The organism is Vitiosangium sp. GDMCC 1.1324 (assembly GCF_003044305.1).
GTDB lineage: Bacteria > Myxococcota > Myxococcia > Myxococcales > Myxococcaceae > Archangium.
Map to the genome: position 1 here is coordinate 346,055 of NZ_PZOX01000006.1, position 19,914 is coordinate 365,968.

General features: G+C 66.0%; 20 protein-coding genes. 9 read left to right on the forward strand and 11 right to left on the reverse strand.

The window, feature by feature from the left end; genetic code table 11:
• The first annotated feature begins 260 nt into the window (after window positions 1-260).
• Entirely contained in the window at window positions 261-2,522 is a 2,262-nt protein-coding gene (locus DAT35_RS20285) for a hypothetical protein (RefSeq protein ID WP_108068708.1), read from the forward strand.
• Between the two features lie 165 nt (window positions 2,523-2,687).
• Here the strand turns inward: DAT35_RS20285 and DAT35_RS20290 are convergent, their stop codons facing one another.
• Both DAT35_RS20290 and DAT35_RS20295 read right to left on the reverse strand, forming a co-directional pair.
• Window positions 2,688-3,680 (reverse strand): cytochrome-c peroxidase, encoded by a 993-nt coding sequence (locus DAT35_RS20290; RefSeq protein ID WP_108068709.1) that lies wholly within the window; start codon window positions 3,678-3,680, stop codon window positions 2,688-2,690.
• A gap of 3 nt (window positions 3,681-3,683) precedes the next feature.
• Entirely contained in the window at window positions 3,684-4,580 is an 897-nt protein-coding gene (locus DAT35_RS20295) for an MbnP family protein (RefSeq protein WP_146209797.1), read from the reverse strand.
• Window positions 4,581-4,914: 334 nt separating this feature from the next.
• Here DAT35_RS20295 and DAT35_RS20300 point away from each other — a divergent pair, with 334 nt between their 5' ends.
• From DAT35_RS20300 to DAT35_RS20315, 4 genes are all read left to right on the forward strand, one after another.
• Window positions 4,915-5,295, forward strand: a complete 381-nt coding sequence (locus tag DAT35_RS20300; protein ID WP_108068711.1) for a hypothetical protein — start codon at window positions 4,915-4,917, stop codon at window positions 5,293-5,295.
• A 408-nt stretch (window positions 5,296-5,703) separates the two neighbouring features.
• On the forward strand, window positions 5,704-5,859 hold the full coding sequence (locus tag DAT35_RS20305) for a ribbon-helix-helix protein, CopG family (RefSeq protein ID WP_108068712.1): 156 nt from the start codon (window positions 5,704-5,706) through the stop codon (window positions 5,857-5,859).
• Window positions 5,856-6,212, forward strand: a complete 357-nt coding sequence (locus tag DAT35_RS20310; protein WP_146209798.1) for a VOC family protein — start codon at window positions 5,856-5,858, stop codon at window positions 6,210-6,212. The genes DAT35_RS20305 and DAT35_RS20310 overlap by 4 nt, the downstream gene beginning before the upstream one ends.
• Window positions 6,209-7,093 carry a class I SAM-dependent methyltransferase gene (locus DAT35_RS20315; RefSeq protein ID WP_233261593.1) on the forward strand — a complete coding sequence of 295 codons (885 nt, stop codon included), beginning with the start codon at window positions 6,209-6,211 and terminating at the stop codon, window positions 7,091-7,093. The genes DAT35_RS20310 and DAT35_RS20315 overlap by 4 nt, the downstream gene beginning before the upstream one ends.
• 41 nt (window positions 7,094-7,134) lie before the next feature.
• Here DAT35_RS20315 and DAT35_RS20320 read toward each other — a convergent pair whose 3' ends face one another.
• Window positions 7,135-8,151, reverse strand: a complete 1,017-nt coding sequence (locus tag DAT35_RS20320) for a hypothetical protein (protein ID WP_108068715.1) — start codon at window positions 8,149-8,151, stop codon at window positions 7,135-7,137.
• 75 nt (window positions 8,152-8,226) lie between these two features.
• Window positions 8,227-9,108: a sulfurtransferase gene (locus tag DAT35_RS20325; protein WP_199242947.1), complete on the reverse strand. Its 882-nt coding sequence runs from the start codon at window positions 9,106-9,108 to the stop codon at window positions 8,227-8,229.
• Between the two features lie 517 nt (window positions 9,109-9,625).
• Between DAT35_RS20325 and hppD the strand changes: the two genes are divergently transcribed.
• From hppD to DAT35_RS20340, 3 genes are all read left to right on the forward strand, one after another.
• Window positions 9,626-10,753 (forward strand): 4-hydroxyphenylpyruvate dioxygenase, encoded by a 1,128-nt coding sequence (hppD, locus tag DAT35_RS20330; protein ID WP_199242948.1) that lies wholly within the window; start codon window positions 9,626-9,628, stop codon window positions 10,751-10,753.
• Between the two features lie 17 nt (window positions 10,754-10,770).
• Window positions 10,771-12,405, forward strand: coding sequence for an FAD-dependent monooxygenase (locus DAT35_RS20335; RefSeq protein ID WP_146209799.1), 1,635 nt, complete (start codon window positions 10,771-10,773; stop codon window positions 12,403-12,405).
• Window positions 12,406-12,496: 91 nt separating this feature from the next.
• Window positions 12,497-12,781, forward strand: coding sequence for a hypothetical protein (locus DAT35_RS20340; RefSeq protein ID WP_108068718.1), 285 nt, complete (start codon window positions 12,497-12,499; stop codon window positions 12,779-12,781).
• 107 nt (window positions 12,782-12,888) lie between these two features.
• Here DAT35_RS20340 and DAT35_RS20345 read toward each other — a convergent pair whose 3' ends face one another.
• Window positions 12,889-13,428, reverse strand: a complete 540-nt coding sequence (locus DAT35_RS20345; protein WP_108068913.1) for a GNAT family N-acetyltransferase — start codon at window positions 13,426-13,428, stop codon at window positions 12,889-12,891.
• A gap of 230 nt (window positions 13,429-13,658) precedes the next feature.
• Between DAT35_RS20345 and DAT35_RS20350 the strand changes: the two genes are divergently transcribed.
• Window positions 13,659-14,906: a cytochrome c peroxidase gene (locus DAT35_RS20350; RefSeq protein WP_158501803.1), complete on the forward strand. Its 1,248-nt coding sequence runs from the start codon at window positions 13,659-13,661 to the stop codon at window positions 14,904-14,906.
• 11 nt (window positions 14,907-14,917) lie between these two features.
• On the opposite strand, the gene DAT35_RS60805 is transcribed toward DAT35_RS20350, so the two are convergent.
• The 6 genes from DAT35_RS60805 to DAT35_RS20380 form a co-directional block, all read right to left on the reverse strand.
• A complete protein-coding gene (locus tag DAT35_RS60805) occupies window positions 14,918-15,685 on the reverse strand; it encodes an iron chaperone (RefSeq protein ID WP_233261594.1) in 768 nt (255 codons plus the stop codon).
• A 67-nt stretch (window positions 15,686-15,752) separates the two neighbouring features.
• Window positions 15,753-16,871 carry a hypothetical protein gene (locus DAT35_RS20360; RefSeq protein WP_108068720.1) on the reverse strand — a complete coding sequence of 373 codons (1,119 nt, stop codon included), beginning with the start codon at window positions 16,869-16,871 and terminating at the stop codon, window positions 15,753-15,755.
• A gap of 57 nt (window positions 16,872-16,928) precedes the next feature.
• Window positions 16,929-17,573, reverse strand: coding sequence for a glutathione S-transferase N-terminal domain-containing protein (locus tag DAT35_RS20365; protein ID WP_108068721.1), 645 nt, complete (start codon window positions 17,571-17,573; stop codon window positions 16,929-16,931).
• A 36-nt stretch (window positions 17,574-17,609) separates the two neighbouring features.
• Window positions 17,610-18,452 (reverse strand): phytanoyl-CoA dioxygenase family protein, encoded by an 843-nt coding sequence (locus tag DAT35_RS20370; RefSeq protein WP_108068915.1) that lies wholly within the window; start codon window positions 18,450-18,452, stop codon window positions 17,610-17,612.
• A gap of 73 nt (window positions 18,453-18,525) precedes the next feature.
• A complete protein-coding gene (locus DAT35_RS20375) occupies window positions 18,526-19,044 on the reverse strand; it encodes a GNAT family N-acetyltransferase (protein ID WP_108068722.1) in 519 nt (172 codons plus the stop codon).
• The gene (locus tag DAT35_RS20380) at window positions 19,041-19,904 is read right to left on the reverse strand and encodes an SDR family oxidoreductase (RefSeq protein ID WP_108068723.1); all 864 of its coding nucleotides are present in this window, start codon (window positions 19,902-19,904) and stop codon (window positions 19,041-19,043) included. Before DAT35_RS20380 ends, DAT35_RS20375 begins: the two co-directional genes overlap by 4 nt.
• Window positions 19,905-19,914: the final 10 nt, after the last annotated feature.

A 19,914-nucleotide genomic window follows, 5' to 3' on the forward strand; every position in this document is an offset into this window, starting at 1 on the left:
GGGAGCGCGTCGTAGCTGTCCGGCTCCTCAGAGACCAGCGCCTTGATCCCCGCGGGAGCGCCGGTGACCACCGTCTTGCAAAGAAAGCTCGGAGTCGTGTGAGGCGCTCCGGAGCGGCGCGCCTCCTCGCTCAGGCAGGCATACGGCTCTTGGAGGTATTTCAGCGTGGAGACCAGGGTGTTTCCCGGCCCGGGGGTAGGCGGTTCATGGAGGCAACGTCATAATCGAACAAACGAGGGCTGACTCTCGTCTGAGGTCACATGTTCGGGTCGCTCCTCCTCACCAGCCTCCTTGCCGCCACTCCGCTGAAGATTCGGGTCGAAGTCCTCGAGGTCGGCAGCACGACGAAAGGTGTACCGGCCGCGAAGGTGACGCTGCGCGAGACGGCGGAATCGAGCCAGCAGGTTCCGCGCGAGCTCCAGGCGATCACCGACGCGACCGGACGGGCTTGGTTCGAGGTGCCGCACCTCGGCTTCGAGCCGGTGGAGATCGAGAAGGAGAGGTACGTCACACGCGCGGAGATGAAGCCCTTCCGAAAGGAGGCCGGAAAGCTCGAATCGATGCAGCAGCGCGGAGGGGCGGAGCTGTTCTGGCAGGTCTGGGTGTACCCGCGCTCGCAATGGAAGTTTCAGATGAAGGCCGCGACCGAGGCGCAGGCGGTGGCGCTGGCGCAGGAGTGGGGCCGTGAATGCGGCCCCAGCGGGCCGACGAAGGTCGAGTACTACGAGCCGGGCGCGACCTGGACGGTGAAGTACCCGTGCCTGAACGTGTTCGTCGACGCGAAGAACGGCTCGACGATGTTGCAGGTGCAGAAGCCGACGACGGGCACGCCGCTGTATCCGCCGGCGGACGCGCTGCAGGACGCGCTCTCCAGTCCGCTGGAGTTCCTCGCGCGGCTCCAATCGGACCCGCACGACGTGCCGCAGTGTGCGTACCGGAACCAGACGGTGTTCGTCCTGGACGACTACTGCACGAAGAAGGAGATCCACTCCACCGGCATCACGGTGATCCATCCGCAGCGGGGAACGGCGCACTTCTACGCCGAAGCGAAGTCGCCGATCAGCACCACCCGCCGCGAGGACTGGGACCACTGGCACTTCGAGACCTACGACCCCTATCCGGGAGCCTCGATCTCGATGAGCTGGGCCGAGATCGACAAGCACGAGACCCGGCGACGCCGGTTCCAGGACGCCGTCTGTTGGGCCTCTCTCACGTCACAACAGGGCGGCTCGTGCACCAACAAGACGGAGGACATCAAGCAGGGTTGGCCGGGCATCTACCGCTCGATGCTGAAGCAGCCACCGGAGACGTGGTTCGCGCTGGTGCGCGCGCTGAGACGGCTCGCGGAGAACAACGGGAAAGCCGATCCGCGCGGCGAGTCCCAGAACCCCGTGATGCCCGCGACGGCTCCGCTCACCCGCAGCGATGGCGCCGGACGGTTTGGCATCATCGTCGAGGTGGAGGAGTACTACACGGTCAAGCCGGTCGTAGGCGCGAAGGTGACGCTGCGCGATCCCACCGGGAAGAACCCCGAGCTGCTCGGACTCACCAACGCTCGCGGCAAGGTGAGGTTCGAGGCTCCGCACCTTCAGTATGAGCTCGCCTCGATCGATCACCCGTCGATTCTTTCGTTCGCGGAGCTCGCACCGATCCGGGATCTGTTCAAGAGCATCGACACCCGGCGAGAGCCGAACGGTGAGGACGAGATCAAGCTGGAGCAGAGCGTCGTCAACCGGAAGTGGCTCGACGCGAACATGAAGGTCCGCACCGCCGAGCAGGCCGTGCAGATCGCCGACACCTGGGGGCGCGCGTGCGGAGGTAAGCCGACGCGGGTGACGCGGCCGTACTCGTGGAAGGTCGAGTATCCCTGCGTGGTGGTGCACGTCGACACGTGGGAGGGCGACGGGATGGACCCGACGGTGCAGAAGCTCACGCCCGACGAGGTCAGCGCGCGACGGCTCTACCCGCCGGAGGAGGCGCTGGCCGACGCGCTCGCTTCACCGCTCGAGCACCTCGGCACCGGCGTGTGGCCGGGTCGCTACAAGATCCCGTCCTGCGCCTATCGGAACGACAAGGTGGTGGTGCTCGATAGCTTCTGCACCCTCCGCGAGATGAACCCCACCACGGTGTGGATCTTCAACCCCGAGCGGGGGACGGTCGTGTTCTCGGCCAGGGGCGATCGCGGCGCGCTGGTCAGCAAGGTGAAGCGGGACCAGTACGAGCAATGGGGCTTCTCCACGCTGGAGCCGTACCCTGGGCTGAAGCTCGCGATGACCTTCTCGGAGCTGACGAGCTGGGAGAAGCGGCGCAGCGTCTTCAGCCGCGGCAGTTGCGGCGCGGCGCTCGCGACCTCGGCCTCCACGCGCGGGTCCTGCAGCCTGAAGACGCCCGAGATTGAAAGGTGGTGGCAGGGGTACTACGGGCCGCTGCTCGAGGATGCCCCGAGTGAGTGGTACGAGCTGGTGAAGCGGGTGCGCGCGCTCGCGCCGAGGTACGGGAAGAAGGATCCGCGCGACGAGTGAGCGCGAGGGCAGAGAAGTATAGGTGGAATGGGGCCCGCTTTGCTGGCCGCATGGGCAGTCCCAGGTGCTCCACTCTGGCACTTCCCCCCCTGGGTGCTGTCACCTACTCCAACACCCGGCGCCTGCTTCCACACCCGACACAGGCGAAGACGTCCCGCCAGAGGCTCAGCGGCCGGGCTGGAAGCGCGGATCCTCGAGGAACGCCTCATCGGTGAGCGAGCGGAGGAACGCGACCAGGTCCGCCTTCTCCTGTGCGGTCAGCTCGAGCGGGTGGATCGTCGGGTCGGTGTTGGGATGGCCCTCGCCCCCCTTCGAGTAGTGCTCGACCACGTCCTCCAGCGTTTCGAGCGAGCCGTCGTGCATGTACGGGGCCGTGACGGCGACGTTGCGCAGGCTCGGGACCTTGAATTTGCCGCGATCGGACTCCTTCTCGGTGATGCGCTCGCGCCCGAGATCCGGGTCGTCTGGCCGCGCGCCGTTGTTGTGAAAGCCATTGTTGGTGAGGTTGAAGCCCACGTGGCAGTGGAAGCACTCGGCCCGCTCGGAGAAGAAGAGGTCCATGCCGCGCTTCTCCGATTCCGATAGCGCCGACTTCTCGCCCTCCTTGAACCGGTCGTAGCGGCTCTCTCCGCTGACCATCGTGCGCATGAAGGAGGCAATCGCCTTGGTGACGCCCTCGGGGCTCGGCTTCTGGTCGTAGGCGGCCTCGAACTGGTGCACGTAGGAGGCGCCCGCGGCCAGCCGACTGACCACGTCCTCCATCCGCATGTCCATCTCGAGCGGATTGACGATGGGGCCGGTGACCTGGTGCTCGAGCGTGGGCGCGCCGCCGTCCCAGAAGAACGACTTGTTCCAGGCGAGGTTGAACAGGGGCGGCGCATTCCGGGTGCCCTGTCTGCCCTCGACGCCTTCGCTCACGCGCCGGGGGTCGGCGAATGCGCCTTTTTGATCGTGACAGCTCGCGCAGGCGATCTCCTGGGTGCGAGAGAGCCTCGGGTCGAAGAAGAGCCGCCTTCCCAGGTCGACGCGCTCGCGGGTCAGTGCGTTGTCCGCCGGCACTTTCATCTTGGGGAAGCTCTTGGGAACGGTGACGAGCTCGTCCGAGCCGCAGGCGGAGAGCAGCGTGGACGCGAGAACGAGAAGAGTGAGGGTGCGCATGGTCTACTCGTGTCCCTGGGCGAGACGGAGGAAGTGGGAGCCGCGGAGGTTCTCGGCGAGCGAGTCCGCCAGCGTGCCGCCGTGGACGCCCCGCTCGTCCGAGTCGGTGATATCGGGCTTGGACGCGCCGGTGGGCGACACGAGGAGTTGATTGAAGTCCGCGATGAGCTCGGGGCCGGAGCCTCCCTCGGGCGGGATGGAGAACGGCGCGTCGAGCTCGAGCGAGGCGAAGCGCTCGTCTCCGCCCACGTGGTAGAAGAAGCCCTCCCAGCCGCTGGCGTCCTTCACCTGCCCCTCGAACTTGAGGAACACGTAGCCGGGGTTCCAGCTCCAGTACATGTCCGAGTCGACGTCGAGTGGCGCCTCCATCGCCGATGCATCCGAGTGGTTGAGTCCCTCACCCGACGAGCAGGTCTCCGGGACGCCGACCGAAACGGTCATCCCCCGGTAGTTGCCCGCGGGCGCCTGGACGTAGACGTTGAGGGAGTCCGGATTCTCGAGGTCCACCAGGGTGACGCCGTAGGGCAGCCGGTCTCCCTGTTCATCGACCAGCTCCGCGGAGACGTGCTCCCCACTCTCGCCCAGCAGTGCCACCCGCGAGAGGTACATGCGCGCCTTGGTGGTCTTGAACGTGGCCCCGTTGGCCGAGGTCAGCTCCGTGCCCATGTGCAGCGGAGCCGAGCCGGCCATGAAGTGAACGCCGAAGCGGGTGATGGGTGCCGAGGCCTCGACCGTGGGAGGCGACAGGCACTCCTCCGGCGCCGCCGCATGGTCCGAGCACCCGAAGAGGAGCGAGGACGCGAGCAGGACGGCCGCCCCGAACCGCGCCGAAGGTCCACCGTGGCTGCTGCCGTGCTCGCCCGCTCCCACTGCCATCGCCGGTCCACCGCTGCCGCTCATGTCGCGCTCCCTGTGTGTGCCGGGGCAGTCCTTGCCCCGAGCGCACCGGGAAACGCGGGTGGGCGGCGGGAATTACAGGTGGATTTCGACTTCACCTGGGTGAGCAAGCCTCTTGCGTCTTCGGCTCCGCTCCCACTTGGGGGAGCGCTGGACGCCCCCCACGAGCCGTCTGAGCCTGCTGCGGAGATCGTTTTCTCGGCTCGCGGCGTCTAGCATCCTGCTCATGCGCCTGTTCTCACCCCGTCAGCGCCACGCGCGCGCACTCGCCCCCCCACGCTCCGGCCTTTCCAGGAGGGGCGCGAGCTCCCATCTCCCGCTGGCACTGGGAGGGGCCGTGCTCCTGCTGGCGACCCGGGCCTGGGCGCAGGGCACGGAGAACGCCGTCGAGTTCCTGATCGACCTGACCGTTGGCACCCTCATGTTCTTGGTGCTGTGCATCGTGGGCGTGATGACCCTGGTGATGAACCACCGGGAGTACCGGCGGCCCGTGCCCATCATCCTGGGGCTGCTCGTGGGCATGGCGAAGCTGGGCTGGGGGCTCCGGCTCGCCGAGCAGGTGTTCGACAGGAGCGGCAGGAACCCCAACGCCTACTCGGGTCCCGTCCCCGGGGATTACATAATGGGAGTCCTCTGCGTGGTCCTACTGGGGATGGGCGGCTTCGAGCTGTTGCTGGCGGTGAGGGCCATCGTTGAGCCCGCGGAGCCTCTCGACTGATCCACCGGGCAGAGTCAGCCCCCGGACGAACATGGGGGCGCTCCGAAGCCCTCCGGACGGGGGCTCCACGCGGAGAAGTATCTCCAGCACGGCCGCAATTCGTGCTCGGTGCGCTGCTCGATGGGTGGATTTTCCACTAGCGAGCCGATGAGCCTCCGCCCCTGGACACGGGTGTTCATCACGTCCTCTTCCGTCACGAACTCCGTGTAGAACACCGCGGCCCCCCCGTCCCCGCCGGAGACGGCGAGGGGGCGGGTTGCGCAGGACGAGGAACATCGTCACGCGTCGAATCGCGAGCGGCGTGCGCCCCTCGGGCATGCCGTCGTATCCGCTGAAGCCCCACAGCATTCGTGCAGGTTGCGCTTCGACGCTAGAATGCTAGTATGCTAGCATCTTGGGGAGAAGCGAATGGCCGACGTGCGACAGTTCAACGTCTATCTCGCGGCGGATCTCATCCGTGAGGTGAAGCACCACGCCGTGGAGACGGAGCAATCGCTCTCGGCGATCGTGGCAGCCGCGCTGCGCGAGTATCTCGACAAGCAGCAGAAGGGACGAAAGAAGTGATGACGACGAAAGGGATCGAGGGCCTCTTGATCGAGACCCATAATTGGGGGAAGTCGGTCGCGTTCTGGAAGAGCCTCGGATACGAGGTCGAATTCGAGACGGACCACCACTCGGGCCGGCTCCGTCACCCTGCCGGCGGGCCCTGGCTGTTCATCGCCGAGCGTCCGCCTGATCACGTCCTCCAGGTGGTTCCGGGCTTGAGCGTCGAGACCGCTGCGACCTTTGAGCCCCCCACGAGCGGCAAGGTCAAACAACCCTTCACCGAAGAACATTGGGGGGCCCTCCAAATGCTGCTCGTGGATCCCGATGGCCGAGACGTGTCCATCGAAGCCCCGCTGAACAAGAAACCGTGAGCTCGATCAAGGAGCGAAGCCCCATGCATGAACAACCGACGGTGGCAGACCAGACGGCCGTGCGGACCGCGCTGTGGCGCGCTCTACACGTTCAGATCGATCCGCCGCCGCACGTGCTCGAGGACGAGATCGGGCTGCGACTGGCGGCCCCCGACGATGACTGGCATCACCGTTCCGACATGGACGCGCAAGGCACGCGCCCATTCCGAGCGTCCATCGTGGCGCGCGCGCGCTTCATTGAAGAGCTCGTCGCGGAGGAGGCTAGCCGCGGCGTTGACCAGTACGTCCTCCTTGGAGCGGGTCTGGACACGTTCGCTCAGCGCAGGCCTGAGCTCGCCTCGCGCCTGCGAGTGTTCGAGATTGACAGACCCGGTCCCCAGGACTGGAAGCGGCGACGCCTCATCGAACTCGGGTTCGGCATCCCGGATTGGCTACACTTTGTGCCCGTCGACTTCGAGGCGGGCGCATCTTGGCGAGAGCGACTGGTGGCAGAAGGCTTCGATTTGGGCAAACCCGCGGTCGTGGCTTCTACCGGCGTGAGCATGTACCTCACCCGCGAAGCGAACCTGGACACGCTCCGCCAGGTTGCCGGGCTCGCTGCGGGCTCGACGCTCGCCATGAGCTTTCTCGTGCCGCTGGAGCTCGCGGGCGCGGATGCGCGGCAGGGACTCGAGCACTCGGCCAAGGGCGCGCGAGCGAGCGGCACACCGTTCATGAGTTTCTTCGAACCCAGGGAGCTCGTGACGCTCGCACACGAGGCGGGATTTCGGGAGGCCCGTCACATGTCGGCGTCGGCCCTCGGTCAGCGGTACTTCGCGGAGCGGACCGATGGGCTCCGCCCGCCAGACAATGGAGAGGAGATTCTGGTGGCGATGACGTAGCCAGCACACGTTTGGAGCCTACGGCTACTCCGACATGCCCCTCAACTCCGCCACGAGTGGCCACAGTGCCGGCACTGCTTCGCCTGCGGAGTCCGCGCGAGCCCTCCACAGCGGGGACACCGGTTCACGGCCGGATGTGCCGGATGCTCCGCGAGCAGCCGCTGCTCGATGGCCCGGAGGAGGGCGTCCTTGCCTCCTTCGAGGAGCTTCAGCGCCACGGCATCTCCCGTGTTCCACATCACTCCGCGAAGTGTCCTCACCTTGTGAGCCTGCAGGGCCGTACTTTCGTGGGGAGTCAGCATCTCGCCGCAGTAGCTCAGGAGGTACGCGGCGGTGGTGGTGTCGTACTCGGGCTCCGGTGCCCAGCTTGACCGCTCGCCGGTGAGCGCCAGGAAGGCCTCGGCCTCCGTGTGTTCCGCCGTATCGCCGCGCTCACAGAGCTGGCGCTCGAACGCCAGCAGCATCTCGGTGATGAAGTTGAACGGCCGCTGGAGCGCGGCGTCCACCTCGCGCAGCGCCTCGTCGATGCGGTCGGCGCGCCGGAGCAGATCGATCAACACCACGGAGCCGGAGCCCAGGTACTTCGTGAATCGCTGCAGGGCCGGACGCCTGCTCAGGAGGAGGTCCGCGGCATCGGAGCGGCACTGCCGGGCGAGGTCGGCCTCTCCTGCGCTCTCGGCGGCCCATGCGGCCCGGATGAGCGCCACCGCCTGATCGGCGAGCCGTCTGCTGACTTCCTGGAGCAGCGCCTCACAGAGGAACCGGTTGGCGAGCGACACCGAGCCGCCGCGGTGGAGCAACTCCTGGTACCGGGGACTGCGCACCATCGACACCACCTCAGCCCTGACCTTCTGCCTCGGTGCGATGTCATCGGCGCAGTAACCACACGAGGGACAGGTCTCGACCCACGAGTCCATCGTCGAGCGCTCGCCCGCGCAGGGCCCCTCGTCGAGGGCGGGCGAGCGCCCGGAGCCGTCGGTGCCGCACCTCGGATACCGGTACTCGCTGGAGGTGCAGCACACCGCACAGGTCCTGCGTTCGGAAACCAGGTTCGACATGCCGTCCTCCGCGCCGGGCCGCAGTATGGCTGACGACAGTCCGCCTCGTTATCTTCGAATTATTGAAGAGGCGGACTACGCGCGAGGGGCCATGCGCCGTGAATCCGGCTCGCCCTGCTCGATGGGCAGCGCCGGGTCGCGAGACCACTCGTTCCACGAGCCGAAGTAGAGGTGCACATCATCGAAGCCGGCCTCCTTCATCGCCACCAGCGTGTTCGCGGCCCGCGCCCCCTTGAAGCAGTAGAGGTAGACCTTGGCCTCTGGCTGGATGCCGACGGAGGCGCAGAGCGAACGCACCTCGTCCTTCGAGATGAACAGGGGGATGTCGTCCTGCTTGCGCATCATCTGGTACCACTCGATCCATACCGCGCCAGGGATGCGCCCCTTGCGAGGGCAGAAGTCGACCCCGTAGGGCGAGGAGCTGGCCCCCACCCATTCGTCCTGGTCTCGCACGTCGAGCAGCACCACGGACGGGTCCTTCAGGGCCCGCAGCATTTCGTCCCGGTCGATCATCAGCTCGGGTTTCGGGTCGAGCGGGAACCGCTTCGGCTCGGGCTCCACGGGCTCCGTCGAGAGCGGCAGCCCTTCCTTCATCCAGGCCCTGAGCCCGCCGTGGAGGATGGCCACCCTCGGATGGCCGAGATACTTCAGCAGGAAGTAGCCACGACAGGACTGCCCGTAGCCGTTGTTCATCGCATCTTCGTAGATGACCGCGGTCTCCTTCCCCGAGAGCCCCGCCTGGCCGAAGAGGTCCGCGAACTTGTGCTGCATCGTCGCGAGCCCCTCCGGGGTGGAGCTCGACAGGTAGGTGAATACGTCCCGGACGTTGACCGCTCCGGGGATGTGCCCGGCGGCGTACTCCTCGGGGGCTCGGGTGTCGATGATGACGATGTTCTCTCCGCGTGCTCGAGCCTCGGCGAGCTCGCGGGGCGACAGCAAAAGCTTCTGGTTCATCATGTTCTCCTCCATGGGGTAGGGGGCGGGATGATAGACGAGGAGGGGCTCCCAGTGGTTTCCGCGCGACACCGCTGCCCGCGTGTGCTGCATCGCCACGCCCATCACGGGCGCCAGTAAGCCTTGAAGCGCGGACGCGCACTCGCCCGGTGGTCCGCAGGCCTCCGGCGATGGCGTCGGCCGAAGGCTTCGATCCGCACCGGCTGTGCGTGCGCGGCCTGCGCGCATGGCGCGAAGCCGCTGACCCCTCCGCTCGACTCGTCCAGCTCCGGCAGCTCACGCGCCTCCAGTTCCGGCTCCGGCTATTCCGGCCGCGGCTCTGGAGGCGCGTGAGCCGCCGGAGTGGGGGGAGTGGGCGATGGAATACATCGGCATCGACGTGCACAAGCGGGAAAGTATTTGGGCATGAATGTCTGTTGTTGAAACAGTGCATCCCTTAACAGGCCGGGCCCGTCGAGGCAGCCCTGCCATACACCCGCTCCTGCTCCCATGTTACAGAGACATGGGGGGATTGACTCCAGTGCGGATAGCCGAGAACCGTTTCACGAATGCAGGCCCAGTAGAATCCACCATCCAGAACGTCGCTCACCTCGAACTATGGATAGGGAACGCTCGGCAGGCAGCGCACTACTACTGCCGGGGATTTGGCTTCTCCCTGGTAGCATACGCCGGACCCGAGACTGGAGTACGTGACAGAGCTTCCTATGTGGTGCGGCAAGGTGGGTGTTGCCTCGTCCTCACCGCCGCACTTCTCCCGAACTCTTGCATCGCGGAGCACGTCCACCTCCATGGTGATGGCATTCGAGACGTCGCCTTCTCGGTCACGGACGCCGCGAAAGCCTTCCGGCAATCGGTTGAACGCGGCGCTGTCCCCATCGCCGAGCCGTGGGAGGAAACGGACGTTCACGGAACCCTGAGAAAGGCCAGCATTGCCTCGTATGGAGGCCTGATTCACACCTTCGTCGAGCACCACGACTACAAGGGCTGCTTTGCCCCACACTTCGTGGCGGCAGTTCCAGCCGATGACCCTTTGCCGCCGGTAGGGCTGTTCGCCATCGATCATGTCGTGGGCAATGTCGAGTCGGGCCAGCTGGAACCCTGGGCCCGTTACTACGAGGAGAGCCTCGGATTCGCCAGGCGCCAGCATTTCGATGACGAGACCATTTCCACCCCCCTCACCGCCCTCACGAACACGGTGCTGTCCACGACGGACGAACAGGTGAAGTTGCTGCTCAATGAGCCCGGCCGAGGGACGAAGCGCTCGCAAATCGAGGAGTACCTGCTCTTCAACGGAGGTCCTGGCGTGCAGCACGTTGCGTTCGCAACCCGTGACATCCAAACGTCCGTGCGGGCCCTCCGCGCACGCGGAATCGATTTCCTCCACGTCCCAGCCGCCTACCGTGAGGCTCCGCGTCCGCCGCTCGCCGACAACAGCCTCGATCTCGAGGGGCTCCAGGAACTCGGCATCCTGGTCGATCGCGACGTACATGGCCATCTTCTCCAGATCTTCACCTGCATGCCCCAGGACCGGCCAACCCTCTTCTTCGAACTCATCGAGCGCCGTGGAAGCAACGGGTTTGGAGCAGGGAACGTGAGGGCGTTGTTCGCCGCGTTCGAACGAGAACAAGCCCAGCGCGGCAATCTCTAGTGCCCATCAAAACGCCCATGACGAGGCCGCACACAGAGCATCCCGTCGTCATCGTTGGCGCCGGGCCAGTCGGGCTCACCCTCGCGTCATTCCTGGCCAGATTCGAGGTTCCTACCGTGCTGCTCGAAGCCGGGGCACGCCATCGGCGCATCGGCTCCAGAGCCATCTTCGTTCAACGCGACGTGCTCGAGATCCTCGAGCGGATCGGCTGCGGCCGTGCGCTCGCGGACGGCGCTTTGTCGATCGAACGAGGGCATACCTACTTCCAGGAGCGCTTGCTCTACACGACCGAGTTCCCCCGTGATGAGAACGACGTCTTCCCTCCCTTCGTCAGCGTCCCTCAGACACGTACCGAGGAAGTGCTGCTCGATCAACTCCAGCGGCAAGGCCGGGTAGACATCCGCTGGGGCCACGAGGTGCAACCGGGGCTCATCGAAGACGAGCAGTGCGTCACCCTCACGGTGGCCGGCCCCTCCGGTGTCAAGGCCCTGTGTGCCTCCTATGTCGTGGGCTGTGATGGAGCTGGCTCCGTCATCCGCAAATCGATGGGAGTGGGCTACGAGGGACAGAGCCATGGCGACAAATTCCTGATTGTCGATCTCGAGCTCCACGGGGAACTGATGTCGCTCGAGCGGCACTTTCATTTCGATCCGAGTTTCAACCCCGGACGCCAGGTACTCCTCATTCCCCAACCGGGCGGGGTGTGGCGCATCGACTTCCAGGTACCGTTCGAGACAGAGCTCGCCTCGGAGAGGACCTCGGGGAAGCTCGACGAGCGCATTCAAAAGGTGCTGGGTGACCAGCGCTATGAAATTCGATGGGTCTCGCTCTATCAATTCCATCAGCTCGTGGCCCAGAAGTTCCAACGAGGTCGAGTATTCATCGCGGGCGACGCCGCCCACCTGATGAGTCCATTCGGCGCGAGGGGCATGAATTCAGGCATCGCCGACGCCGAGAACCTCGCATGGAAGTTGTGGCGGGTACTCTCCGGTCAGGCCAATGCGGCGCTCCTTGGCACCTATGAGCAGGAGCGGCGGGCAGCTGCGCTCGAGAACATCCGAATCACCACCCACACGATGCGGTTCATGGTTCCTCCGACTTCCGAAGAGCGGGCGGCGCGCGACCAGATCTTGCGCCGGAGCATCGAAAGTCCCGAGGCACGGGCCCTCGTGGACTCGGGCAAGCTCTACACGCCATTCACGTACGAGGACTCCCCCATCATCCTGAGTGCCGGAACGAACGCGGCTGTCACGCCACGGGCTGGGGCCATGGGTCCAGACGCTCCCTGCCGCGTGCACGGGAATGACAGCGTCACCCGCCTTCGCGCCCTCGTCGGCGATGGATTCGTGGGGCTGTATCTGGCCCGAGACGCAGAGGATGCTCGTTTCTGGGTGAGAACAGCGCGCCAGGAGGTTGAGGGCAAGGCGATCCGTCTTGCTGTCGTCGTGGCCTCGGACGCCGATGCCATGGAGCTCGAAGGGTGCGCCGTCATCGACACCACCGGCCGCATTCGAGCGGCATTTGGTCCCTTGGGAACACTCTCCATCTTGCGCCCGGATGGACACATCGCCGCTGTGTGGTCCGAGGCAAAGCCAGAACATCTCTGCTCGTTGGCCGACTTCGCCTCGGGTGCTGACATTGACAGCCTCTAGCAACCCCGCGAATGGTCATACACAAACGAATGAAGGTGTTTGATGCGAATGGACCGCAAGGGCATCGCGGCGTTGACACTCCTGTTGCTTCGTGTTCACCCTTGCCGACGGCACGACCACCGAGGTGAGCTCACCTGACCCTGGCCGAGCACTGATCACCGGAAATGCCGCCGACGCCAACCTGTTCAAGACGCCCTCGCTCTGGGGCATCAATCGAACGGCGCCGTACTTCCACGACCATTCGGCACGCGACTTCGACGAACTGCTCGACCATTACCAGGCCTTCTTCGACACCGCTCCGACGCCGTTGCCCGTCGCGCACTTCACCCACCAGGATCGCGAAGACCTCAAGGCATTCCTCCGCTTGCTCGACTAGCACCCATGCGGTGCGCCACGCCGACGCACTGGCTGTATGCCCGATTCGGTGGTCCACGGACCCTTGTGGGGATGGGGAGACAGGTTCGAAGCCTGTCTCTCCCCCGCTCACCTGGCCCCAGGGATGCGCTCGAGCATGTTCACCGGCTCGCCCTTGTACGAGCCGCGTGCGAACTCGCGGAACCCGCACCGGTGCGCAACCTTGACGGAGGCCTCGTTCCCCAGGTCGATGATGCATACCACGCGCTCCGGACCGAACCGGCTGTCCGCCCACCTCAGCGCCGCGCTCACCGCCTCCGTGGCGAAGCCCTTCCCTTGGGCCCACGGAGACAGCACCCATCCCGCCTCCTTCGCTCCCTCGAACGAGGGTTCGATCTCCCGCCGGAAGTCCGCGAGCCCCACCTCGCCGACGAACCGGCCCGTGCTCTTCTCGCGCACCACCCAGAACCCGTACCCCATCAAGTCCCAGTGGCCCACGTAGCGCAGCAGCCGGGCCCACATCTCCTCGCGCGTGGACGGCTTGCCGCCGATGTACCTCGTCACCTTCGGGTCTCCCCACATCTCGAAGGCTTCCTCGAAGTCCTCGCGTCGTGGGACTCGCAGCGTGAGGCGTTCGGTGTCGATGGTGGGAATGTCGATGGTGGGCACGGACTCCACTCCTTGGGGGTTGAACCGCCCCCACATTACTCGCGAAGCAGGTACGTGCACCGGGCGAGTTCGAGCACCGACGAGGAGCACCTTGGAGCTCGCCCGCCTGCCCTGGATTGGAGCGGGGCGCGCCATCCTGGGCCTGTATACTCCCGGCCATGCTTCCGGTGCTGGCACTCGGGTTCTCAGTGGCCCTCGGCTCTTCGGCTCCTCAACCAGGGCCGAGGCCGGTGACGTTCGAGGAGATGGTGAACCTGCCGGTCACCTTCGAGGGCCGGCACATGATTCCCCTGCCGCCCCAGCTGCCCCGCCGAGCGCTGCGCTTCGAGTCCGCACCGGAAAACCGTGGCCCTGCCAGCGAACTGCCCTGGGTGAACCTGCCCGGGGACACGGATGGCGGCCGGCGCACGCCCTGGGCGGTGCTGCTCGGGGAGATGCTCTTCCACGCGCCCCGGATGCTCGGACCGCTGTGCGTGCGGATGGGCGTGTCCTGCCACTCGTGCCACCCTCACGGCGCCACCAACCCCACCGTCTACACCGAGCACTCGTACATGGTGCCCGGGCGCATCGACCTCACCGTCTCCTACTTCTCGCCCACCGGGGACGACGGCATCCTCAATGCGCACATGGTGCCCACGCTGCGAGGCATCCGGCACACCGCGCCCTACCCGCTCGACGGCCGCACGCACGGCCTGAGGGAGCAGGTGCGCAACGTCATCGTCGGCGAGTTCGCCGTTCCCGAGGTGCCCGGCCACCTGATGGACGCGCTCGTCGCCTTCCTCAACCAGTTGGATCCGCTGCCCAACCCGAAGCTCGGCCCCCGGGGCCGACTCGCCCCCGGCGCGAGCGAGGCCGCCCAGCGCGGACAGACCGCCTTCTTCCGCCCGCGCGCCGAGCTGGATGGGGACTCCTGCGCCACATGCCACCCACCGGAGCTCGGCTTCACCGACGGCAAGGTGCACGTGCTCGGCAGCCAGCGCGAGCGCTACGACACCCCGACGCTCCTGGGGCTCGTCTACACTCCGCCGTACCTCCACGATGCCCGGGCGCGCACCTTGCCCGAAGTGCTCGTCGAGGTGGACAAGATGCTCGGCCTCGGGCTCTCCGAGGACGAGCGGAGCGACCTCACCGCCTACCTGCAAGCCATTGGCGACGAGGTGAACCCCTACGAGCCCGATCGGCGCGATCGCCGGGTGGCCCTCTCACTGGCCTTCGTCGACCTGGTGTTGGAGGGGCCCTACGCGCAGGACCCGCTCGTCTGGAGACTCACGTTGGAGACGGTGATGCGCGAGCTGGAAGATGAGCTGAAGGGAACACGCGCCCTCGAGTCCTTCCTCGCCACGGCGCGTCCGGCCTTCACCCGCCCGCCCAACGACGAAGACCGCAAGGCGCTGCGGGCGGCACGCCGGGCCCTGCTGGATTTCGTCACCCGCTCCACCCGAAAGACCCCGGCCTCCGCGCGCACCAACCCCCCCTGAGACGCCTCGGCTCACTTCTTTGCTCGACCCGGCCGCTTCACGAGGAAGGCGACGACCCGCTCGATGAGGTCGTAGGGGATCGGCTTGTTCAGCGGAAACTTGAGCGTGTCCTTCGCATCGCGATAGGGCGCGAGCTCTTCCTCGATGGGATCCTCGGAGCGGTAGACCGGGTAGAGGCCGATATGGTGTTTCCAGGCCGCGAAATACACCGCGTTCCGCGCGTCGAGCATGAGCGCGGGCATCCCATACTTGATCTTCTCCTCAGCCTTGGGCAGGACCTTGCGGATCGATTGCCGGACCTTCCTGAGGATGGCCTGGACGTCCTTGGGAGACGAGGCGATGTAGTCATCGATCGTCGAGGGCTCGTCCGCCGAGCCACTGCCCTTGGCAGGAGGAGGAGCTGAGGCGGCCTTCGCGCGGGGCTTCTCATCACTTCCCGGCCGGAAGCGCATGGCACTCCACACGGAGTCGAGCGCGACCAGACGCACTCCCTCGATGTCATGCTGCTGCAGGTGATTCCACAGCACGTCCCGGTTGAGGTTCGTGCCCAGCTGTCCCGCCTTGGGGTACGCCGCCCACGCGATGCGGTCCTGCTTCGCGGCCTCGATGAGGGGCGCGCACTTCGTGTCCACCTCAGCGAGCGTCTTGACGAAGACGAGGACGGCTTCCGCCTTGGCCGAGGTCGTGGTCGCGACGTCGTCGAGGTCCACGTCCGCAGGCTTGCCCATGACGCGAACCTTCATGCCTTCCTTGAGGTTCAATTTCTTCGCGAGGCTCATGGACGAATCTTCTCGGGGTTCCCGAAGAGGTGTCAAAGAACATGCGCTCGGCCCCCCATCGGGGTGCTCACCGCGCCAGGAACAGCTTCCCCACCTTGTTCGACCCCAATTCCGTGAACCAGATGTTCCCATCCGGGCCCTGCACGATGCGATGCATGACGGTCTGGGTCGTCGGCACCTTGTAGAAGGTGATCGGCACCTTCGAGACGTCGGCGGGAGGGGTCGTCAGGATCGATTTGTCGATGCGGACGATGTAGTCGCCGCCAGCGGGGCTGGGATTGGCGGGAGTGGGATTATTCTGGTCGATGTACTGCTGCACCCAGAGGTTCTTCTCACCATCGAACGCGAGGCCGGCGAGGATCACGTTCGACTGCGTCATCGGCACCGGGTACTCGGTGATGGTTCCGTCGGGAGTGATGCGGGCGACGCGGTTGCCGGCCTCCTCGGAGAACCACATGGCGTTGCTGCCCGGCTCGGGGACGATGGCAATGGGGCGGCTGTTGTGCGTCGGGATGGGGAACTCCTTCACCTCGCCGTCCGGGGTGATGCGCGCGATGGCGTTGCCGACCAACTCGGTCACCCACATCGTCCCGTCGTTGCCAGCGCGGACGTAGATGGGGACGCTGCCCACCGTCGGCAGCACGAACGTCGTGAGCTTCCCGTCGGGCGTCACCCGGCCGACCGTCCCGGTCGACTTTCCGGTGAACCAGATGGTCCTGCCGTCCAGCCCAAAGCCCATACCGTGCGGATGCGTGTTGATCTTCTGTCCGCCCGGGCAGGTCGGGCAGTCGAGACGAGCATCGAACCGCAGGTCGGGCTTCCCGTTCTCACCGAGCCGGACGATCTCGCCCGTGAACTCGAGGGTCACCCAGAGCCGGCCATTCGCGTCGAACTCGATGCCGTGCGGCCCGCTGCGAGTGGGCATCGGAAAGAACGTCATCGCGCCCGACTCGGTCACCCGCACGACCTCGTCATAGTTCTGGCCGGTGATCCAGAGCGCCTTGCCACCCTTTGCGTCGAAGGTGATCTCGTGCGTGGAGCCCGTCGGCGCCGGATGGCAGGCGCCGGTCTGTACCGAGGGCAGATTCGGATAAGCGACCGGAAACTCCACGACGGTGCCGGGCGGCGGGGCGGACGGCGACACCGGTGCGGCGCCAAGCGCCAAAGCGACGATGGGTGCGAACATGTTGACTACCTCCGGTCCTCGCAACCTGACAGGCCAAGGACGATGCCTTGTCGAGCTTCAGGTGTCGAAGCGATAGGGGGTCTCGCTGATGGAAGCTCGCGTTGCGAACTGCTGACTGAATCTGTTCAGCTCAGCGTAAGGGGCAATCGGCAGGACGTCCCGGAACTCCAGATGAGTCACGAGGCAGAAGAGCGAGACCTCCAGAAAACTCAGGTCCCGCTGCGGCGGGAGCGCGGCGAGCGCGGACCTCGCGTTCTCCTCCAGCCACGACATCATGTTGACCAGCCCATTCCGCATCTTCGTGTGGTGCGCATGACTGTCGCTGGGGCCGGCCAGCTTTCCCATGATCAGCGACACTTCCGTCGCCATGGCCTGAAGAACGAGCTCCTGCGCATTGGCAAGCACCGGCTCGTCGAGGTCCTCAGGCCATACCACACGGGGTCTGAGACTCGACTGCCGCCATAGCTCGCGACAGACATTGAGAGCCCCGAACCAGACCCCCCGGGGCGTCTGCAAGCTGGGTATTTTGAGCGCGGGGTTGCCGCCATAGTCCCCCGGATCGGTGGACATGAGGTCTCGCACCACCCGAAAGGAGTAGTCGACGCGCATCTCCGCGGCGAACACCCGTGTGATACGCGTAAAGTGTGAACTCGAGCGGCCGATGATGACAGGTCTGGCGAGCTCTTCGAGCGCAGCTGGCATACGTCTTCCTCCGATCTTGGGAACTTCGCGAGGCAACTATCCGTTCGCGAGGGGGCCGAAGCCTCTGAGCGGCAGCGTGGAAGCACGGTGCAGCCAGTTGTCCTCGGGGTAGCGGGCCGTGCCATCGATGAGGTGGACCGAGTAGGCGTGACGGCTCTTGGACGAGGTATTGGCGCCGCTCTTGTGGGGCAGCAGCCCGTGGAGCACGACCAGGGTGCCCTTCTCCACCTCCAGAGGCACCATTCCCTCCTCGGGCAGTGGCGTGGGGTCCAGCACCCGGAACGCCGTGCCGCCTCCCTCGGCGCGCACGAAGCGCTTCTTCAATCCCAGCGTGTGCCCACCGGGCAATGCCCACAGACAGCCGTTCTCCAGCGTGGCGTCCTCCAGCGCGAACCAGAAACCCAGGCAGGTGGACGGCTCCGTGTACAGGAACGTCGCGTCCTGGTGGCAGCTGACCTCACCGCCAATGTGGGGCTGCTTGAAGATATACATCGACTGGAGCAGCAACGGCTGCTTCAGGCCCAGCTCCGAGGCCAGCCCCGCCAGCGCTCGCGTACGAGAGAAGCTGTCGAAGAGGGGATCCAGGTCGTGGAGTGCATGGCCAATCTTGTTGATGGACAGCGCCTTGTCCTGGCGCAGCGAGCCATCTGGACGGAAGGCGTTCTCCTCGAAGAAGAAGCGGACTGCATCCCCCGAGGAGAGGAAGTACTCGTCCGTGGTCCGCGTCTGGTCGCGCGTGGTGAAGACGGAGACCGTCTCCGGTTGAAAGCCGGCGACCAGCTCTTCAGCCCGGCGCTTCAAGGCGTCGCAGGCCGCCGCCGGGACGAATCCGGGAAGCACGAGGAAGCCCTGTCGCGCGAAGCCTCTGGCTCGGTCCATGTCCACTCCCATGGGGTGGAGCGTACCAGAAGGAGCGCCACGAGCATGCTGCACCGCTTCGCCAGCCTCCTGTCTACGCCGCCAGGTACACGGCACTCGCGATGCCCTCGTAGTCGATGACCCGGTCGCGCCGCATCCCGAGCCGCTCCACCACGCGGAGGGATGGCGCGTTCTCCAGGTGGATGATGGCCACCACCGGAACGTCGGGGATGTGCTTCTGAGCCAGCGCCAGGGCCACGCGAGCCATTTCCGTCGCATACCCCGAGCCCCAACACTGGGGACTGAACCGGTAGGCGAGGTTGAGCACCCGCTGTCCTTCGAGCTCCTTGTGGCGCACACCCCCAAAGCCCACGACAGTCCCGGGCGCGTCGCGCCGCTCCACGGCCCAGTACCCCACGCCGTGACTCGCCCAGTTTCCCAGCCACCGTGCCAGCAGCTCGCGCGCGTCATCCAGGGAGCTCAGGCTCCCGGAGGAGTCGAACCGGTTCGTCTCCGGGTCCGCATGGAGGGTGAACACCGCGTCCAGGTCACTCTCCTGGAGGCGGCGGAGCAGGAGTCGCTCGGTCGTCGTGCGCTCGAAGTCCCGAATCATGGCCGCGCAGATTGCGCCCGATGCGGACTCGCGCGCAACTTCGGCCCGACGCGCGCTCGCATGAACGCCATGTACTCGCTCTCGGACGTCTGCCGGCGCGCCTCCACGAGCGGAAGAATGTCGCTCGTCGCGACGTATCGCAGGCGATCCGACGAATCGTTCGTGGCCTCGAAGATGACCTCGGCGACGTGCTCCGACGTCGCATCCTTGCCCGCGCTTCGTGACGCGCGCATCGCCGCGAAGACCTCGCTCGCCGCCGAGACGAACACGTCGTAGTCGCGGACATCGCTCGACAGCGTGCTCGCCTCATTCGCCGACCGCTCGCCAAATTTCGTGCTGGTGACGCCACCCGGCTCCACGATCTTCACGCGGATGCCGAGCGCGCCGAGTTCGTACGAGAGCGACTCGGAGAAGCCCTCGAGCGCGAACTTGCTCGCGTTGTAGAGGGAAATCATGGGCAGTCCGAACACGCCGGCGCCGGAACTCACGTTGACGATGCAGCCCCCCTTGTTCTCGCGGAAGTGCGGCAGCACCGCACGCACGACGTTCATGACGCCGAACACGTTCACCTCGAACTGCTCGCGCACCTTCTCGTCCGGAGTCAGCTCGAACACGCCGAAGAGACCGAAGCCCGCGTTGTTCACCACGGCGTCGATGCGCCCGAACTGCGCGAGGCCCGCGTCGACGGCGGCGCGAATCGTCTCGGGCTTCTCGACGTCGAGCCGGGTGACGAACGTGCCGGGAATTTCCTGCGGCGTGCGCATGGTGGCGATGACGTTCCAGCCGCGGGCGGCGAACAGCTCCGCGGTGGCGCGGCCGAATCCGGACGACGCGCCGGTGACGAGAACGGTCTTCTTCATGGTGCTTCCT

Coding starts and splice junctions, on each gene's coding strand:
- DAT35_RS20285 (WP_108068708.1), top strand. CDS start 261: ATGTTCGGGTCGCTCCTCCTCACCAGCCTCCTTGCCGCCACTCCGCTG.
- DAT35_RS20290 (WP_108068709.1), bottom strand. CDS start 3,680: ATGCGCACCCTCACTCTTCTCGTTCTCGCGTCCACGCTGCTCTCCGCC.
- DAT35_RS20295 (WP_146209797.1), bottom strand. CDS start 4,580: ATGAGCGGCAGCGGTGGACCGGCGATGGCAGTGGGAGCGGGCGAGCAC.
- DAT35_RS20305 (WP_108068712.1), top strand. CDS start 5,704: ATGGCCGACGTGCGACAGTTCAACGTCTATCTCGCGGCGGATCTCATC.
- DAT35_RS20320 (WP_108068715.1), bottom strand. CDS start 8,151: ATGTCGAACCTGGTTTCCGAACGCAGGACCTGTGCGGTGTGCTGCACC.
- DAT35_RS20325 (WP_199242947.1), bottom strand. CDS start 9,108: ATGATGAACCAGAAGCTTTTGCTGTCGCCCCGCGAGCTCGCCGAGGCT.
- DAT35_RS20335 (WP_146209799.1), top strand. CDS start 10,771: ATGACGAGGCCGCACACAGAGCATCCCGTCGTCATCGTTGGCGCCGGG.
- DAT35_RS60805 (WP_233261594.1), bottom strand. CDS start 15,685: ATGAGCCTCGCGAAGAAATTGAACCTCAAGGAAGGCATGAAGGTTCGC.
- DAT35_RS20360 (WP_108068720.1), bottom strand. CDS start 16,871: ATGTTCGCACCCATCGTCGCTTTGGCGCTTGGCGCCGCACCGGTGTCG.
- DAT35_RS20365 (WP_108068721.1), bottom strand. CDS start 17,573: ATGCCAGCTGCGCTCGAAGAGCTCGCCAGACCTGTCATCATCGGCCGC.
- DAT35_RS20370 (WP_108068915.1), bottom strand. CDS start 18,452: ATGGACCGAGCCAGAGGCTTCGCGCGACAGGGCTTCCTCGTGCTTCCC.
- DAT35_RS20375 (WP_108068722.1), bottom strand. CDS start 19,044: ATGATTCGGGACTTCGAGCGCACGACGACCGAGCGACTCCTGCTCCGC.
- DAT35_RS20380 (WP_108068723.1), bottom strand. CDS start 19,904: ATGAAGAAGACCGTTCTCGTCACCGGCGCGTCGTCCGGATTCGGCCGC.